At 42.8% G+C, this 16,755-nt stretch carries 14 protein-coding genes; all 14 read right to left on the bottom strand.

What is annotated here, in order from left to right; all coding sequences use genetic code 11:
- Positions 1-24: 24 nt before the first annotated feature.
- The 14 genes from IEX80_RS17730 to IEX80_RS17665 all read right to left on the bottom strand — a co-directional run bounded on the left by IEX80_RS17730 (position 25) and on the right by IEX80_RS17665 (position 16,449).
- Complete coding sequence (locus IEX80_RS17730) at positions 25-291, bottom strand: YtxH domain-containing protein (RefSeq protein WP_090532345.1); 267 nt, start codon at positions 289-291, stop codon at positions 25-27.
- Between the two features lie 163 nt (positions 292-454).
- Positions 455-1,489 (bottom strand): AI-2E family transporter, encoded by a 1,035-nt coding sequence (locus tag IEX80_RS17725; RefSeq protein WP_090532343.1) that lies wholly within the window; start codon positions 1,487-1,489, stop codon positions 455-457.
- A 78-nt stretch (positions 1,490-1,567) separates the two neighbouring features.
- Positions 1,568-1,771 (bottom strand): hypothetical protein, encoded by a 204-nt coding sequence (locus IEX80_RS17720; RefSeq protein ID WP_090532342.1) that lies wholly within the window; start codon positions 1,769-1,771, stop codon positions 1,568-1,570.
- Position 1,772: 1 nt separating this feature from the next.
- Positions 1,773-3,221 (bottom strand): sigma-54-dependent transcriptional regulator, encoded by a 1,449-nt coding sequence (locus IEX80_RS17715; RefSeq protein WP_188833643.1) that lies wholly within the window; start codon positions 3,219-3,221, stop codon positions 1,773-1,775.
- Positions 3,222-3,394: 173 nt separating this feature from the next.
- Positions 3,395-4,000, bottom strand: a complete 606-nt coding sequence (locus IEX80_RS17710; protein ID WP_188833642.1) for an outer membrane beta-barrel protein — start codon at positions 3,998-4,000, stop codon at positions 3,395-3,397.
- 391 nt (positions 4,001-4,391) lie between these two features.
- Positions 4,392-5,123, bottom strand: coding sequence for a 6-phosphogluconolactonase (gene pgl / locus IEX80_RS17705; RefSeq protein WP_090532338.1), 732 nt, complete (start codon positions 5,121-5,123; stop codon positions 4,392-4,394).
- A 7-nt stretch (positions 5,124-5,130) separates the two neighbouring features.
- The gene (gene zwf, locus IEX80_RS17700) at positions 5,131-6,645 is read right to left on the bottom strand and encodes a glucose-6-phosphate dehydrogenase (protein ID WP_090532336.1); all 1,515 of its coding nucleotides are present in this window, start codon (positions 6,643-6,645) and stop codon (positions 5,131-5,133) included.
- Between the two features lie 26 nt (positions 6,646-6,671).
- On the bottom strand, positions 6,672-8,096 hold the full coding sequence (gnd, locus tag IEX80_RS17695) for an NADP-dependent phosphogluconate dehydrogenase (RefSeq protein WP_188833641.1): 1,425 nt from the start codon (positions 8,094-8,096) through the stop codon (positions 6,672-6,674).
- Entirely contained in the window at positions 8,093-8,719 is a 627-nt protein-coding gene (locus IEX80_RS17690; RefSeq protein ID WP_129568969.1) for an HAD family hydrolase, read from the bottom strand. The genes gnd and IEX80_RS17690 overlap by 4 nt, the downstream gene beginning before the upstream one ends.
- 105 nt (positions 8,720-8,824) lie before the next feature.
- Positions 8,825-9,913, bottom strand: coding sequence for a transaldolase (gene tal / locus IEX80_RS17685; RefSeq protein WP_188833640.1), 1,089 nt, complete (start codon positions 9,911-9,913; stop codon positions 8,825-8,827).
- Positions 9,914-10,181: 268 nt separating this feature from the next.
- Complete coding sequence (gene rpiA / locus IEX80_RS17680) at positions 10,182-10,889, bottom strand: ribose 5-phosphate isomerase A (RefSeq protein WP_176625903.1); 708 nt, start codon at positions 10,887-10,889, stop codon at positions 10,182-10,184.
- A 135-nt stretch (positions 10,890-11,024) separates the two neighbouring features.
- A complete protein-coding gene (gene tkt / locus IEX80_RS17675; protein WP_188833639.1) occupies positions 11,025-13,028 on the bottom strand; it encodes a transketolase in 2,004 nt (667 codons plus the stop codon).
- 38 nt (positions 13,029-13,066) lie between these two features.
- Positions 13,067-13,822, bottom strand: coding sequence for an ROK family protein (locus IEX80_RS17670; protein WP_090532325.1), 756 nt, complete (start codon positions 13,820-13,822; stop codon positions 13,067-13,069).
- A gap of 242 nt (positions 13,823-14,064) precedes the next feature.
- Positions 14,065-16,449, bottom strand: a complete 2,385-nt coding sequence (locus IEX80_RS17665) for an alpha-L-rhamnosidase-related protein (RefSeq protein WP_188833638.1) — start codon at positions 16,447-16,449, stop codon at positions 14,065-14,067.
- Positions 16,450-16,755: the final 306 nt, after the last annotated feature.

Raw genomic sequence — 16,755 nt, 5'->3', positions numbered from 1 at the left:
ATCCGGGATTGGTGTTATACATGCTTATGCGTGCTCCAGGTCGTCCTGGTATTCTTCTTCGGCACCTTTAATTTTCGACTTGATGTTTTCAACAACTTTGTCTTTTAAGCCAACCAGATTGTCAATTTCGGCAGCGGCAGTATCTTTTATCGACTCTCCAAGGTTTTTTAATGATTCGGTAAGCTTGTCGCGGGTTTCATTGCCTTTATCAGGTGCAAACAAAATACCTAACGCTGCCCCTGCTGCTAAACCGGCAAGCAATGCAACAACTACTTTTGAGTTATCATTCATTGTAATATAATTAAAAGTTGAACATTTTATTAGTTACGTGTAAATATCCTGCCAAATATGTGCATTTGGCACAATTATTTTTATTTAAGTATAAATTAACTTTTATCAGTCAAATAAATTTTACCCTGTGTTCACAAAACTATTCAGGGCTGTACGATATATTTTATATGCTGTTAATCCGTTCAAGCCTGTCGGCCGCCATGCGGTTTGTTTCATAAATTTCCATCAGCAGCAGGAAATAGGATAGCAGTACCGGGCCAAACACCAGGCCCAGGATCCCGAAAAGGGGCAGGCCTATAAAAACGCCTATTATCGAAATAATAGGGTGTGTGTTGGCAACGCGTTTATTAATGATCATGCGCAAAAAATTATCAATATTGCCAATGAACAATAAACCGTAAGCCAGTAATGCTACTCCCTGCCAGTTGTGCCCCTGTGCAAACAATACAATGCTTGCCGGGATACATAGCGTTGGTGCTCCTACAACGGGTAAAAACGAAATAAAGATAGCGATAACCCCCCAAAAAATCGGGTCGGGAATGCCAAATATCCAAAATCCGTTGGCGAGTAGTATTCCCTGTGTAAGTGCTATAATTCCTTGGCCTAAAACGTTTGAATAGGTAGAATCGCGCAGGGCATTGGCAAATTTCAATGCGTGCTGCTCCCTGAATGGCGCATATTTCAACAACCCGGCCTCAAATTCACGTATTTGGGTAAACATGAAATACAGTATAATATACAATACCAGCAGGGTCAATATGGTGTTGGCCGCGCTGCCCAGTATAGACGGGAAAAGACCGGTGGCAAAAGTGCCTAATTTTTGTAATGTCTCTTCGGCAAAATGAGGTTGATTAAGGTTTGCGCCGGCAAATGCGTCAATTTTTGAGATCCATTGGTCAATCGGGAGATCTTTAAGGTTGATGCTTGAAATTTTGCCCACAACCATTATGCTTAGTGTTAAGAAAGGGATCACGATAACAATAAGCGATATAAAAATAATAAGCAGGGCCACCAGCGAGCGGTTCCACCCTTTGTTTTCGGCAAGATTAATGTAAAGGGGACGAAAAATGGTGAACAGCACTACTGCGCCAAGAATTGAGCTAAACAAGCTGCTGAGCGCATATAATAAGAAACAGCCAAGTATAATGATACTCGCCAGGATAATATTGTTGCGCTGCTTATAATTGAAGACTGACATGTAGGCTGTTGATTGATACTTGCTTAAACAAAAAAACGCCAAAAAGTTTTAGCGTTTCAAGCATTAATTGCAACGCCTTTAATTGGTATCGTTAAGCAGGGTATTGATCCGGATTGAACTTATTTCTATGGTATCCATGTAAAACAAACAGTCTGATGTTGGATTGGGTATTTCATACCGTAATTGCTCAAGCGCCAGGTGAATGTTTGATAATTGATTTTTTATATCGTGCCTTAATTTGCGCATGGCCTCAGCATCGTCCTTTTCTTCATGAGCACCCATTTTACTTAAGGTTAATGGCCTTCATTTTATTATAGAGGGTTTTGCGGTCGATATTCAGGATCTCGGCAGCTTTGGTTTTGTTGAAATTAACTTCCCTTAATACCCTTATAATTGTTTCATATTCGGCCTCGAGCGCGGCATTTTTAAGGTCATGACGGGGTTCTTTAGCCTCGGGCGCTTCTACCGCATGTGCTGTGGTATGATGATGCTGCGTATAATGATTAGCCGTTTCGTATGATAATTTATAGGTCGACATTTCAAGCGGCAATGCTTTAAGCGTGATCTCATTGCCCTCGGCCAAAAGTGCTGCACGGCGGATCACGTTTTTAAGCTCGCGGATATTGCCCTGCCAGCGGTAATTCATAAAGCAATCCACAACCTCCTGCGAAAACGATTCAACGTTGCGCCCGAGCTCCTGGTTGGCTATTTTTAAAAAATGTTCGGCCAGTAAGATAATATCATGGCCGCGCTCACGTAATGGCGGCATGTAAATGCTAAACTCGTTAAAGCGATGATAAAGATCTTCGCGGAAACGGCCCTTCTGAATCCCTTCCTGCAGGTTCTCGTTGGTGGCTATGATAATGCGTACATCAAGATCTATCTCTTTGGTACTGCCTATTCTTTTGACTTTACGTTCCTGTACGGTACGAAGTAAAGCTGCCTGGATCTCGTACGAAAGGTTGCCCACTTCATCTAAAAATAAAGTGCCTCCGTTAGCCATTTCAAAGTGGCCTATTTTAGTATATAAAGCGCCGGTAAATGAACCCTTTTCGTGACCAAAAAATTCACTTGCCGCGAGCTCCTTGGTTAAAGAGCCGCAATCCATGGCTATAAAAGGCTGGTTATGCCGCGGACTGTTGAGGTGAATGCTTTTCGCTACGGATTCTTTTCCGGTACCACTTTCGCCTAAAATAATAACACTGTAGTTTGTTGGCGCCACCAGTTCTATCTGCCGGGCAAGCTCTTTTGACGCGCGGCTGGTGCCGGTTACAAATTCGGCTGCAAAAACGGTTTTTTTTACAGTGTTAACTTTAGTTTTCTCAGGTAAAATAGTCGCCTGGGGCTCCTCGTCAATTTCAACCAGGGCATGGTGTGTTTCAAGGGCCTTATTAATAGTATTTAATATTTCATCGGGATACAGCGGCTTGGTGATATAATCATAGGCCCCCATTTTAATAAGCTCAACCGCCATTTTAATATCTGAATAGCCGGTGATGATGATAACCCCTGTTTTAGGATATTGAATTTTAATATTGCGGAGCATTTCGCGGCCGTCGGTATCTTCGAGCCTGAAATCACATAGTACAAGTTGATATTCACCATTTTTCAACGCTTCCATCCCCCCGGTACCGCTTGATGCCGTACTAACGTCAAACCCATTCCGCGTCAAAAACTTCGATAGCAATAACGCCACATTAACTTCATCATCAATGATGAGGATCCTTTTCATATTCAGCAATTATTGTGCGGTAAATGTAATATTACGTGTCAAAATACAAACAATGTGCTAATTTATACGATTTATTTAATTATAAAGGTTCATATCAACTAAAAAAACATAATAAAAAAGGGGAGCCCGAATGAACTCCCCTTTTGATATCAAGGTATGTGTAGGGCCATATATTAAAAGCCGTACGCTACACGTAAACCTATAAAGTTAACCTTGCTTGCGTCAACGCCGGTAGCATATTTGGTAGTTGCTTCGTAGCGGATACCAGCATCAATAAAGCTGCTTGCACTTACCGGGAACTGAACACCAATTTGCGGAGCGTAAACAAATGCAGTTGATTTATTGGCACCAACGTCAGATTTGTTTAACAGGAATGCAGCACCGGCTTCACCTTGTACGTAGAAGTTGCTGATCGGGAAGTATTTCAAACCTGCTTTAACCGGGATCAAATGAAAATCGGTAGGGCTAACAGTTGTATTACCTACAACCACATCATTTTTACCAAAGATATTGTTGTAACCTGCGTTAACAGTAACAAATAACTGGTTTGAAACCACCGGGATATCAGCTTGTACCGAACCGCCTAAATTCCACTTGTAGTTATCTTTGAAATCGCCAAGAGGAATGCCTGCGTCAACACCGATGCTGTAACGGATGCCGCTTTTAGTTGTAGTTGATGTTGTAGTAGTGGTGGTAGGTGTAGATGTTTGTGCTTTTGCACCAAATGCTAAGCCTGCAAATGCAAGGGCTAATGCTGAAACTTTGAATAAATTTTTCATAACTATTGTTGTGTTTTTGATATATGTTGTTTTAAACACACAGCAAATTAACAACACAAATCAGATGCGATTTTTCATCCAAAAGTCATGAATATTTAATCGATTGATTAATAGTAATTTATTTTTTGACCCTATTGGTATTTTAGTCAGGGCAGTGTAAAATGCCGTCGTAATTGCTGTTTTTCTGTCAAAATTAACATTGGCTTAACATGTGTTTTTGACCCGAAAAATGATGAATTCTGCGTGAAATTGGGCGAAACGATTAAATATCGAAAAAAAATCCTGTGAATTTAATGTACAATGTGCATCCGGTAATCATTATAGAACCGCCAAAACAAAAAGGGCTTAAGCAAATGCCCAAGCCCTTTAGTTGCTAAAATAATAGCGGATATTATTCTTTATTCTCCAATTCGGCAGCAGCCGGTTCGTCGAGGAACCATTCTACTTCGCCGGATATGGAATCAATAAGCTGCGCCGGATAAAGCTCAATGTCCTCATCATCTTCCAGGATGTGTTTTACAGCTTCGGCCTTGCCTGCGCCGTAAACTAAGAATGCTATTTGAGCAGCATCATTAATAAGCGGTGCGTTGAGGGTAATGCGCCATACCTGCTGGTCTTCAAGCCATACTTCCTTTACGCCGGGTACACGGTCATGCAGCACCGGTGTATAAGGGAATAATGATGCGGTGTGCGAGTTATCGCCTAAGCCTAACAGCACGAGATCAAAGCTTGCTTCGCCATCATCAAAAAACGCTGAGATCACTTCCCAGTATTTGGCAGCGGCTTCGGCAGGGCCAAACGATGTCTCAACCGGGAAAATCTGCGCCGGACTGATCATCAATGGCTCAAACAAGGCCTTTTTTGCCATCAGGTAATTGCTATCCTTATGGTCATGAGGTACGTTGCGCTCATCGCCAAAAAAGAAGAAAACTTTTTCCCAGTTCACCTGGTCGGCGTATGTTGTTGAAGCTAATAGTTCGTATAGCTTTTTAGGTGAGCTGCCGCCCGAAAGCGCCACACTGAACTTCCCGTTTTTGTTAATAGCTTCGGTAGCCAGGGTAACAAAGTGATCTGCCAGCCCGGTTAAAACTTCACCTTCCGTGTTATAGATATTCAGTTTCATCAGCTTTTTATTTTTTACCGTTTACAGGTAAAGTAAACCAATTATAACCATCACGGGCAATTAAAGCTTCTGCAGCTTCAGGGCCCCATGAATCGGCCGAATAATTAGGGAAGTTAAGGCTCTTTTTATTTTGCCATGTGTTTAGTATCGGCATTACCAGTTCCCATGCTGCCTCAACCTGGTCACCACGCATAAACAGGGTTTGATCGCCCATCATGGTATCCAGGATCAGTGTTTCATAAGCTTCAGGCGCCTGGTTGGTATAAGTACCTTTATAGTCAAACACCATATCAACGGCGTTTAATACCATATCGATACCCGGGCGTTTAGCCTGAACCTGCAAACGGATGCTCATCTCTGGCTGAATGCTGATGATCAACCTGTTTTGCTGCCAGCTTTCAGTAGCTTCGGCCGGGAAAATCTGGTGAGGGACATCTTTAAACTGGATAGTGATAACTGAAGATGACTGGTGCATTCTTTTACCTGTACGCAAGTAGAATGGTACACCTTGCCAGCGCCAGTTGTCGATGAAGAACTTAATTGCTGCAAAAGTTTCGGTATTTGATTCCGGATTAACTTTTGGTTCTTCGCGGTATCCCGGTACTTCTTTACCTTTCATCCATCCGCTGCCGTATTGGCCCCTAACTGTTGAGTTACGTACGTCTTCAGCGGTAAACTTGCGCATTGCTTTCAATACGTCAACTTTGCGGTCGCGTACTTCGTCGGCGCTAAAACTGATAGGAGGTTCCATAGCCACGTGGCAAAGCAATTGCAGCAGGTGGTTTTGGATCATATCCCTCATCGCACCTGAGCCATCATAATAGTCGCCGCGTTCTTCAACGCCCAATTGCTCGGTAACTGAAATTTGTACGTGCTCAATATGGTTACGGTTCCATAACGGCTCCATAATGGAGTTGGCAAAACGGAAAGCCATGATATTTTGAACAGTTTCTTTACCCAGGTAATGATCGATACGATAGATCTGGCATTCATCAAAAATGCTTTTCAATAACTGGTTCAGATCTTTTGCAGTTTCCAGGTCGTGTCCAAATGGTTTCTCAATGATGATCCTTACACGTTTTTTATCATCGGCCAATTTAGCTTTTGATATGTTTGAGGCAATGATCGGGAAGAAATTAGGCGCTACCGCAAGGTAAAACAACACGTTTGCCTTAGTTTTCCACTCGGCGTTGTGTTTCTCAATGCGTTTGCCAAATTCTTTGTATGTTTCAAAATCAGTAGCGTCAGATACCTGGTAATAAACGTTTTTTACAAATTCGGCCCATTGTTTATCGTCCGTTTTACCGCTGCGCGAAAACTGGTTGATATCTTTATATAGGTTTTCTCTGAACTGCTCGTCGGTTAGCTTGGTACGACCGGTACCAATAATGGAAAATTGTTTGGGCATCCATCCATCTAAAAATAGATTATATAGGGCCGGCGCAATTTTCCGGGAGTTCAAATCTCCCGTTCCACCAAAAATGATAAATATGGTAGGGTCTGATTTAGCTGTTGTGCTCATTGTTTTGTTTTAATTAATAGCGTCAATTAGTCGTTTGCCGGAGCCCATTGTGTATGGAAGGTGCCTTCTTTACCAATCAGCTCATAAGTGTGCGCGCCAAAATAATCACGCTGGGCCTGGGTAAGGTTTGAAGGCATTCTTTCGCTGCGGAAAGCATCAAAATAGCTCAGTGCTGAAGCATAACCGGGAGCAGCAACACCAGCAGCAATAGTAGCCGATAATACTTTCCTGATGCCTGGTAAAGTACCGGCAACCAATGCCTGTATATCACTGTCAAGCAACAGGTGAGGCAGTGCCTGATCTTTATTGTAAGCATTGTATATGTCATTCAAAAATTCTGAACGGATGATACAGCCGCCTCTCCAGATCTTGGCAATTTCGCCCAAATGAAGGTCATATTTATACTCTTCAGATGCTTTGGTAAGCAGGTGCATACCTTGTGCGTAAGTAACGATGCTGGTGAAGTAGAAAGCCTGCTCTAAAGCAACCAATAACTCTTCTTTATCGCCTTTAAGCTCGATAGGATCATTATAAAGTGTTGAAGCTTTTTCACGCAGTGATTTGTATTTAGACAGGTCGCGCATTGATACAGATGTATCGATGGTTGGGATTGGGGTTACCAAATCCATAGCCACCTGCGACGTCCATTTACCTGTACCTTTAGCTTTCGCTTCGTCTTTAATATCATCTAACAATAAATGATCGGTTCCAGGTGCTTTGTATTTGAAAATATCTTTGGTGATATCTAACAGGAATGACTGTAAACGGCCTTCGTTCCATTTGGTGAATAAATCGCCAATTTCGTCGTTACCTAACTTTAAGCCTTTTTTCAGGATCTCATAAGTTTCGGCAATTACCTGCATGATACCGTACTCGATACCGTTGTGCACCATTTTAACAAAGTGACCTGATGCGCCAGGGCCAATGTAAGTAACACAAGGTTCGCCGTTAACTTTAGCAGCAATTGCTTCAAAAATAGGTTTCATGACAGCATAAGCATCCTTATCGCCACCCGGCATCATGCTTGGGCCACGACGGGCACCCTCTTCACCGCCCGATACGCCCATACCGAAGAAATGCAGGCCTTTAGCCTCCAGTTCCTCAACACGACGGTTTGTATCAGTAAAGTGCGAATTACCGCCATCAATCAGGATATCGCCTTTTTCTAATAAGGGGGTTAATTCCTCAATTACAGCGTCAACAATTTTACCGGCAGGCACTAGCATCATGATAGCCCTTGGTGTGGTAAGGCTCTGTATAAATTCTTTAACATCGGCAAAGCCCTTTGCGGCCCTGTCACCAGCTTCCTGGTTCAATGAATCTACTTTACCGGTATCTTTATCGTGCCCGGCCACCGCGAAGCCATGATCGGCCATGTTCAGCAGCAGGCTGCGACCCATAACACCCAGGCCTATCATACCAAAGGCGTATTTATTTTCTGTTGCGCTCATGTTGTTTTGAGGTTTTCTTTTTTAAGAGTTTCTAAAATTTTCTTAGTGTTTTCGAGGCTGGTGTGCTGAAAAGAACGGATACCTAATTTTTGCGCGGTATCGACAAACATTTTCCTGTCGTCGAAATAAACGCATTGCTGAGGCGATACCTGGGCTATACCCATAGCTAACTGCCAGATACCCGGATCAGGTTTACGCATTTTCACTTCGCATGATGATACAAAGGCATCAAAACATTCATGCAGCTTAAACTTACGTACCCTATAATCGTTCAGTTCCTTGCCCTCGTTGTTCACTGATATAATGCGGAAGCCGCAATCTTTTTTCCAATCTTTCAGGAATTGCAGCATGGGCAATTCAACAGATGTAGAATAGATAAAATCCTTAAAATCTTCGCGTACAAAATCCCTCGGGTGGTTAAATATCACCGTATCAAGGTATTCGTCGAGCGTGATGCTACCAATTTCATATACGTTAAAAATGAAATTATGCAGCGCGTTAACTTCGTCGTAATCAAGGTTAAAACGTTTGGCCGCTTCTTCGCGCGCCTCATGCCCCCATCCGTTCGACAGCAAAATGCCGCCCACGTCAAAAAAAAGGATCTTCAGATCAGCAACTTCCATAGATGTATTTTGTATTAAAGTCGTTAGTCTAAAGTCCTAAGTTCAAAGTCAAAGAGATAATCCCGACTTCGAACTTGGACTTTCGGCTTAAGACTTCGAACTTGATTACTTATTTTTCTGTGTTTCGATAGCGTTCAACAACTTTTCAAATGGTTTGTTGAATTTCTCGATACCTTCGTCTTCCAGTTGCTGGGTTACAGCAGCAAGGTCGATACCTAAAGAAGGTAGTTTGGCTAAGATCTCGGTAGCTTTATCTAAACCGGTTTCTAACGTGTTTGCAGCAACACCATGATCACGGAAAGCGTCAACAGTTTCCAAAGGAACGGTATCAACTGTGTCCGGGCCAATTAATGCCTCAACATATTTGGTATCTTTAAAAGCAGGGTTTTTACTGCCTGTACTTGCCCATAATAAACGCTGTGGTTGTGCGCCTTGCTCGGCAAGTTTTTTCCACCTTTCGCTGCTGAATACCCTTTTATAAATTTCGTATGCTTTTTTAGCTGATGCGATTGCGACCTCACCATACAGCTCTTTTTCGCCTTTTGCTTCAATGATCGGGTCTACAATAACATCAATACGGCTCAGGAAGAAACTGGCTACTGACGCGATGTGGGCAATTTTATGACCTGCAGCTAAATGTTCTTCCAGGCCTGCAATGTAAGCTTCAGTTACTTCTTCGTAACGCTCTAAACCAAACAGCAGTGTAACATTGATGTTGATACCTTTTGCAATTGATTGCTGAATAGCAGCCAAACCTGGTTTAGTACCAGGGATTTTGATCATTACGTTTTCGCGGTTAACTTTTTTCCAAAGTTCTTCTGCTTGTTTAGCAGTACCTTCGGTATCTAAAGCCAGGAACGGAGAAACTTCAAGGCTTACGTAACCATCAACTTTGTTTGATTCTTCGTAAATACCTTTAAACAGGTCGGCAGCAGCCTGGATATCTTTAACAGCTATTTCAAAAAATAGCTTTTCGTTGTCGCCTTCAGATTTAAGAGCAGCGATATCAGCATCGTAATCAGAACTGCTGCTGATAGCCTTTTCAAAAATTGCAGGGTTTGAAGTAACGCCGCGTACGCCGTCAACGTCAATTAATTGTTTAAGTTTTCCTGATGAAATGATCTCACGGTCAATAAAATCAAGCCAGATACTCTGACCAAAACCATGTATCTGCGCTACGTTATTAGTTGCCATAATAGGGTTTGTTTTTGTGTTTGTTAATTATTTTGTTAAAAGCGCGATGAAGGTAGTAAAAATTGCTACCAAATCGGTCTATTATGTAAAGTTCTTAATAAGAATGTCAGTAATTGTAAGATTTATATCATACTTTGTTAACATTTCCGGGGTAAGTCTGCAGTTTTTACCAGTAAATGCCGGTTTTTAGTCTTAAATTAGAATTAGCAAATCAAAAGTCTCATTTTCTTTAAGATTTCGGACTAAAGATGTCGACTTAAGGCTAAATCTAACTGTTCGAGGCCATGATAATATTTACATCAAAGCCGATAAAAAGCCCGCTTTCAATTACACCTGTTATCGATTTAATATCCCTTTCAAAACTTTTACCAATTTCATCGAATTTGCAATCCAATACAAGGTTGCCATTTTCTGAAATTATTGGGCCGTCTTTACCTTTTGCCGGACGGATAGCTATTTCGATGGCCCCTAAACTTTTCAGCTCCTTTTCCACATAAGGCAATGCCTGCGGGAAAACCTCGATAGGTACCGGAAATTTCGAGCCTAATTTATCAACCATTTTCGACTCATCAACTATAATATAACTTACTTCACTTGAGCTGATGAGCAACTTCTCTTTAAACATAGCCCCGCCGCGCCCTTTGATCAGGCTTTTGTCGGGGTCAACCTCATCTGCTCCGTCAAAAAGCCAATCGGGTTTATATTCATACAGTGTTGTAACAGGCAAACCTAATTTGGCGCAAAACATAGAAAGCTCTACCGAAGTAGGGATAGCCTTTACATTCAGCTTTTCATCTTTTACCCTTTGGGCAATGGCCACCAAAGCCAGGTATGATGTTGAACCCGAGCCAACACCTATAATATCGCCATCCTTAACTTTTGCCGCTATTTCGGCAGCTACCTTTTGTTTGCCTTCGATATTGATAATCTTATCGGCCCACTCCAGGTTATTTATCAGGTTGCTGTTCCAGTTCATTTTGATTAGAATCAAGAAGTCAAGAACCAAGAGACAAGAAGAAAAACTTATCTTCTTACCGTTTGATTCTTACTTGTATATTTTTTAAATCAAGAGCCAGGAAAATCTTGATTCCTGACTCTTGATTTCTTGCCTCTATAAAAGAGCTTTTGCTTTTTTAACAACGTTATCAACAGTAAAGCCGAAATGTTTGTAAAGGTCTTCGGCAGGGGCCGATTCACCAAAGGTGGTCATGCCCAGCATATCGCCTTCGTCGGTGATGTATTTGTGCCAGCCCATTGGTGATGCCATTTCAACTGCTAAACGTTTTTTGCTTGCTTTAGGGAATACCGACTCTTTGTAAGCCTCATCCTGTTTTTCAAACAGCTCCCATGACGGCATACTTACCACGCGGGTTGAAATGCCTTCAGCTTCCAGTTTTTCCTGTGCCTGCATAATTAAAGCGACTTCAGATCCGGTAGCGATCAGGATCAAATCAGGGCCTTTGCTGCCTTCTGAAAGGATGTAAGCACCTTTTTCCAGGTTTTCGGCTTTGCCATATTTGTCCTGATCAAGGATAGGTAAGCCCTGACGGGTGAAGATCAGCACAGTTGGGCCGCCTTTTTTCTCGATGGCAACACGCCATGCATGCGCGCTTTCGTTGGCATCAGCCGGACGGATCACGGTTAAGTTTGGTATCGAACGTAAAGAAGCCAATTGCTCAATAGGCTGGTGAGTAGTACCATCCTCGCCCAAGCCGATACTGTCATGGGTATAAACAAAAATCGGGTTTATTTTCATGATGGCTGCCAAACGGATTGGCGGGCGCATATACTCAGAGAACATCAGGAACGTAGCACCAAATGGCAATAAGCCTTTGGTTAAAGCCATACCATTTAAAGCCGAACCCATGGCATGCTCACGGATTCCGAAGTGGAAGTTGCGGCCTGCACGGTTTTCTGATGTAAACGAATCGTACTCTTTCAGGTTGGTTTCTGTTGATGGGGCAAGGTCGGCCGCACCGCCAATAAGGTTTGGCAATGCCGGCGCAATAGCGTTTAATACTTTGCCTGAAGCCTGGCGGGTTGCCATTTTAGGATCTGAACCTTTAAATACCGGCAATTTATCTTTCCAGCCCGCAGGTAGTTCGCCTTTCGCGGCAGCTTCGTATTCGGCTGCTAATTCAGGGAATTTTGCTTTATAATCTGCAAATAATTTGTTCCATTTTTCTTCAACTGCAGCGCCGCGTGCACCTTTTTTGTGATAGTAATCCAGCACCTCGTCGGGTACGTTGAATGATTTTTCAGGATCGAAACCGAAGAATTGTTTTACCAGTTTAATTTCATCGGCGCCAAGCGGCGAACCATGTGAACCTGCAGTGCCCGACTTATTAGGGCTACCATAGGCAATCAGCGAGCGAACGCGGATAAATGACGGTTTCTGAGTTTCGGCTTTGGCATTGATCAAAGCCAGCTCAAGCGCGTGGGTATCGTTTACGTCAGTAAGGTCCTGCACGTGCCAGCCGTATGCGCGGAAACGGGCGCTTACATCTTCATTAAAAGCAATATCAGTGCTGCCTTCAATAGAGATGTGGTTGTCATCATATAAATAGATCAGGTTACCCAATTGCAGGTGACCAGCCAATGATGCCGCTTCGGAAGTTACACCTTCCATCAAGTCGCCATCGCTACAGATGGTGTAAATATTGTAATTGAATAGCTCGAAACCTGGCTTATTGTAACGTGCGGCCAAATGTTTTTGCGCGATGGCAAAGCCCACAGCATTGGCAAAACCCTGCCCCAGCGGACCGGTAGTTACTTCAATGCCCGGAGCCAATCCATATTCGGGGTGACCGGCCGTTTTGCTGTTTAGCTGGCGAAATTGTTTGATGTCATCTAACGAAAGATCATAGCCCATTAAATACAAAAAGTTGTACTGTAAAATACAAGCGTGGCCCGCCGAAAGGATAAACCTGTCGCGGTTTGCCCAATCAGGGTTTTTAGGGTTGTAATTTAAAAACTTTGTCCATAAAACGTGGCCCATTGGTGCCAGCGCCATAGCTGTACCAGGGTGGCCTGAGTTTGCTTTTTGCACAGCATCGGCTGCCAATACCCTTACGGTATCAATAGCCAAGTTTTCTATGTCTTGTTGGTTTTCCATTTTGTTATCAGGTATTGTAGTTAGTGTTAGTTTTTAATTTACTCGGTAGGTGTTGCAATTTTGCGCTTGGTTTTACTTTCGTCCTCGCTGAGCCAAAGCCTCGCGCCACCTTTGATACCATCGGCATTGGTAACTATTTTCATGTTTTTATCAAGCTTAAAAGTAAGCTCATCTGAATTGCCGCCGCCAATGTATAAAGTATCGTAATTGAATACAGTTTTCAATATTTTGAAAACCTTCTTCATTCGTTTGTTCCATTTCTCTTTGCCTTCTTTCTCCAAAGCCTTCTCGCCTATATAGTTATCATAGGTAATACCTTCTTTTATCGGGAGGTGCGCCAGTTCAAAGTGGGGCAATAAATGACCATCCATTAACAAAGCAGTACCAAAACCTGTGCCCAGGGTTATCACCATTTCAAGGCCTTTCCCGGCAACAACGCCAAGGCCCTGCATATCGGCATCGTTTACAACCTGTGTTGGTTTGCCTAATGCTTTTTCCAGTTTTTTGCTTAAATCAACATCAGCCCAATAATCGGTGCCCAGGTTAGGCGCGGTTTTAACAACCCCATTTTTTACATAGCCCGGAAAACCAACCGATATTTTATCATATGCCGGAAAATCCTTCACAAGGGTGTTGATAGCTTTTATAACGTTTTCGGGATTTGCAGGAGCGGGAGTAGGTATCTTGTCGTACTCCATTTTTAAATCCCCTTTTTTATTCAGGATAGTGGCTTTAATGTGTGATCCACCGATATCGATTGAGAGAACCCTTAATTGGGATGGTGTTTTTTTCATTTAGCGTAATTTATTTAGCTGGTTAGCAATTTGGTGAACCCCTTAGTTCCCAGCGCATAAATATCACATTTTAATAATATCAAATTGTTAAATAATGCGATAAAATCAATTTATCCCATTGAAGCAACAAAGGTAAAGTTAGCGTTGCTTTTATTTAACGAGTCAATATTTAAAAGTATTTTACTTATGCGTGGCAAAATCAGTGCAATTAAGGTAAAATGTAAATACCCCGGTTATTTTTTTCAAATGCTTAAACTGTTATTACCTGTTTTAAGTGTAAAAGTTTTTCCTTTCCACACAAAAATGCCCGATGTGTTTTTGGGGAGCGCTATGTTGATACTCCATTTTCCTTTATCGAACACATATTTGGCATAAACTTTTCCGTTAGGGTGAGGCACTTCACCGCTGATATTTCTGATCTGGCCCAAATGCGGCTCAATTTTTATTTTGCTGAAACCCGGCGCGTACGTATCCACGCCTAAAACAGTACGGTAAAATTCAATATTCGGACTTGCACCCCAGGCGTGACAATCGGAGCGGTTATGGTCAAGGTCGGAGATTTCGGCCCAGGTGGTTAAGCCCATTTTGATATTATCCCGCCAGATGTTAAGCCAGTTTAAATAATCATCGCCGAAACCGCCTTTAACCATGGCCTGGTGCAGGTAATATTTAAAGTAGATAGTGCATTTGGTGAGTGTGCTGTCATTCAATAATTTTAAGCTGATGTTATGCGCTGTGGCATTGGATACCATACCTGCTAATATTGCTATAGAATTGGTATGCTGCGAAAATAATTGCTTGTCCTCGGTATCGGCATAAAGTTTTTTGCCAGCATCCCAGTATTTACTTTGGATAGCGGTTTTTAATTGCGCTGCTTTGGCCTTGTACATTTCAGCAAACGCGGGCATTCCCATTTTTGCTTCTATTTCGGCGGCCTGCCGATAGGCCCACATCAACTGCAGATCTAATATAGCCGAAGTGCCTTTGGCGCTTTTAGGGGCCTGGCCAAAATCCCAGCCTTTGTCATTAACCCAGTCAACAAATGTCCAGTACGGGGTATCTTTTAAGGAGCCATCGGCTTGCTGATACTTGCTGAAAAAATTGAGCACATCGCGCATGCCGGGCAGCTTGTCTTTAATAAATAAACTATCGGGCCGGTACATCCAGTAATCATGCAGCATGCCGATATACCAGAGCGAAAAGGTGGAAATAATTTGGGGCGAGAATGAGGGGTGGCGGCTCAGTGTGATGCCCTCGGCCAGACGGGAATGATCCATCTGGTTGATGGCGTTGCGCACCAGGCGGTCATCGCCGCTATTATAAAAAGATACCAGCGCCTGGATGCGGGTATCGCCAACGTATTGCAGCTGTTCGTAGTATGGACAGTCGGTATAGGTTTCACCAGCGCAAAGGCGGGCGGTGCGCCAGCCAATATCCAGCATCTGCTGCATTTCGGGGTTGGAAGTTTCCAGTTTAGCATTCATTTTAAATGGATACCCGGTGAATGTTCCATAGATATCGTCAATAACCAATGGCTCATCTTTGGTGGTTATTTTTACTTCGATATACCTGAAAGTGCGCCATGTTAAGGTAGTAAATGAATTGCCGGAGGCGCCGTCAGCAACTATGCTGTCGCGCCTGCCAACAAAGATCTTTCCATCCACATCATTCCGGTTACCTTTAACCGGGCCTTCCGGGCCACTTAAACTTTTAAAAAGCGATTCGGTATAAGTAATGCCAATACCGGCGTTTTTGCCCTTGCTGAAATTGAGGGTTAAAAACGCGTTAGTTAAATAGGTTTGATCGAGCAATAAAGTAGCCGACGTATTAGCCGGGATAATACCCGCTGTTTTTGTTGCCGGGAATGTAGATGAAACAGTTACCCCATCCGCCTTCCGTAAAACCGGGATCCTTTGCAAGGTCATTTCCATGGCGGGTATTGACGATGGAACCAGCATCCAGCCAAAGGCATTGGTTACGCCTTTGGGATTTCCGTTGTCAATACGGATAGCATTTTTCCAGCTACTGTCATCAAGCCCGGTCGTGTTCCAATCTTTTATAGAGAGGTTTAAATCTATCCGCTCGCCCGGCCCGGCAACATAATAGGGATGCCAGCCTATACCGGTGATAGGCTTAAATGATTTATCACGGATACATTTCCAGGTTTTATTGGTATTGATTATTTCTTCATTTGGCGTATCGCCCTGCATAATGAAACCTGTTTGCAGCGAGATCTGCGCTTCGGGGCGATAATCGCCATCGTTCCAAACCACAGCAGCGATGATATTTTTGCCCGGTTGAAGATATGGTGCCAGATCAACCGTTTCATAATTCCAGTAATAAGTATCTCCGCGTGCAGGGCCTAATGAAACCAAGGTTTGGTTAACATAAAGCTTATACCGGTTATCGGCAGATACATGAACAATAAAGGATGAAGGTTTAGCGGCAAGGTCAATGTTTTTCCTGAAATAATAAACCCCGTATTCCTTTAAAGATTCCTGCGGAACGGTGATCCAGGAGGCTTTCCACTGATGTTTTAAAAGCGCCGGACTGATGGTTTGCGCATAAGCTGATGCTGTAATAAACAGAAAGACTGCAAAAAAGCTGCGTTTTAAGAAAAGCCTCATGAAGTAGCGTGGTTTATAGGTGATTGGCAATTGCCTGCACAGCTAAATTACAATTAAAGCGGGATTTTTGTACACCTGATCAATTTTCGGTTCTTGAAGAAACAGGTAGAAATTTTCACACAAATTTTTTCGAATTAATCGAATTACACGAATTTTTTATTGATGTCGATTTTAAATTCGTGTAATTCGATTAATTGTGGCCGATTTGAAAATCAATTCGTGTAAGAATTTTTCGCCCCAATTTATTCACAAGTCTGATCATTTTAAGGGCCATATCCCCTGCCGTTATCTATCCCGATAGTGGAT

The organism is Mucilaginibacter rubeus (assembly GCF_014643835.1).
Lineage (GTDB): Bacteria > Bacteroidota > Bacteroidia > Sphingobacteriales > Sphingobacteriaceae > Mucilaginibacter > Mucilaginibacter rubeus.
This window is presented reverse-complemented; position numbering and strand designations above follow the sequence as displayed.